The organism is Frankia sp. CcWB2, assembly GCF_977927585.1.
In genome coordinates this window covers 4530-6472 of the sequence record NZ_CDWRCM010000245.1, presented here as the reverse complement: position 1 = coordinate 6472, position 1943 = coordinate 4530, and the positions used below count along the sequence as shown (strand labels likewise).

Sequence of the window (1943 nt, the reverse complement as noted above, 5' to 3'; positions counted from 1 at the left end):
ACACCGGCCGGGTGCGAGGCCGGGGCGGGCGTTGCGCGGCTGGACGCCGTAGGTCAGCCAGTTGGAGCAGACGGGGGAGCAGGGTTCGTGCCGCAGCGCGTCCGCGAACCGGTCGATATGGGCGCGCTGCGCGTCGGAGTCGGCCGCGTGGCAGGTGTCCAGGCCCCTGGTCAGGTACTTCGTCAGATAGCCGATCAGCCTGCCCGCCGTCTGCGAGTCCGCCGTGACCCCGTCCGCGCGGATCTGCGGGCCGAACCGAACCACGTGTGCGGGTTCGTCGTCCTCGTAGATCGCGTCGACCGCGTCATCCCAGGACGGCAGAAGCGTCCCGGTGTCCAGGTCGACGTAGCCGCCCTGGCTGTCGTCCCAGACCGGAGGGCGGGCCGGGTCGTATTTCGGGCTGTCGCAGTTCGGCCACCAGATGTTCTGGTACGTGGCCGCCGCGACCTGGCGGATCACCGCCCGGGGGGATCGTTCCGCGGATCGCGGCGTGCAGGTGCGGTGCGAGGCGTCGTTGGGGTTCCAGGGTGGCGAAGTACTGGACGTTCCAGCCGACCGCGCGGCGCAGGTTCTGAAAGAACCGGTCGACCAGCTTCGGGAAGTGCAGCGCGTCCCGCGCGGCGCGCCGGTAGTCGTACGAGTTCGGGTCGACGGGGATGCCGTCGGAGTGCACCCGCCCGTAGCTGTCACAGGTCAGGGTGAGGAACAGCGAGGGCTGCCACACGATGCCGTCCGGTGCGGTGAACGTCCGCCCGACGGTGCGCCGCTCCACCGGCAGCCGGGGGAGATCCGGCACGTCCTGCCGCCACTTCGTGGACCGCACCCGCCGCGGACGCTCCCTCTCCTCCGACGCCGCCTTCCCGCGCACGCCGAGCGCGGACAGCTCCGCGTCCACCTGGCCGATCAGCTCGTCGATCTCGCGCACGCCGGCCGGGTCGTTCGCCGGGCATCACACCCCCGCCCCGCCGATGGGACGTCGATGAGGGCCGCCCGGCCGTGGTCGCGTCTGCTCCGCCCACCCGGAGCCCGCTCCGTTTCGTGGGCATAACGGACACTACGTGCGTGACCGTCCCTGTGCCAACAGTTATACCTTCAATGTATTGCGACCCGATATAACCGGTTGACATGCCCATCCTTACTTGGTATCGTCTTCATCTACTGGTGGTATGGTCGCCGCCGCGCCCATCGAGCAGCCCGCGCCCAGAGTCGACGAGGAAACCGGCGCCCATCGCTGATGCACGCACGAGCCGGTGTCGATCCGCCAGGACTCCCGCTGTTCCAGATCCTCGATCCACACCGGCCGCCGGGTCAGCGGCTCCGCCACCCGCATATGCGCCCAGCCGTGCGCACGGGCGAACTCCGACCGGGCGAATGAGCCCACAACCTCCCCGTCACCGTCGACGACCAGCAGCCGCCCGGAATTGTGGCCAGGCGCCGCAGGGGGCCGAGGCGTGCCGTATGACGGCGGCGCGGCCGCGGAGGAGAGCAGACCGTGGTGAACAGCCAGCGCCAACGTCATCGGCCCCGGGCTCGTGGGTACAGCCATGGCGGCGTCGACAGCGGTACCAGCGTCCGCCGAGTGTTCCGAGGTGTCGTCGTCGAAGCGGCGGAGGAGTTCCGGGCGCCAGGTCTCGCCGATGGCGACCACGGCGCTGTCGAGCCCTGCTTGCTGTCCTGCCGTGAATGCCGTCGCTTCCGTGCCGGTGACCCATCGTCCGGCGATGAGCAACGGCGACGGGTCCAGCGCGAGAACCGTGACCAGGGCTCGCCGGTAGTCCGCGAGGGTGAGTGGCGGGTCGCCTTCCGGGTCGTCGTCATAGGCGGCATCCCGGTCGAGCAGGGCCAGCACGTACGACCGGTACGCTGCCGCGATCGTCGCCTGCCCGGTGCCGCCCATCAGGCCACCGCCGCGGGAACATCGGCCGCCTGGACCGACGCGGGGA

2 pseudogenes are annotated in these 1943 nt (G+C 70.6%); both read right to left on the bottom strand.

From position 1 onward, the window contains the following. Positions 1-940: pseudogene (locus ACY45C_RS19470) on the bottom strand (replication initiator); the annotation flags it as partial. 195 nt (positions 941-1135) lie between these two features. Next, positions 1136-1943, bottom strand: a pseudogene (locus ACY45C_RS19465) (hypothetical protein); the annotation flags it as partial.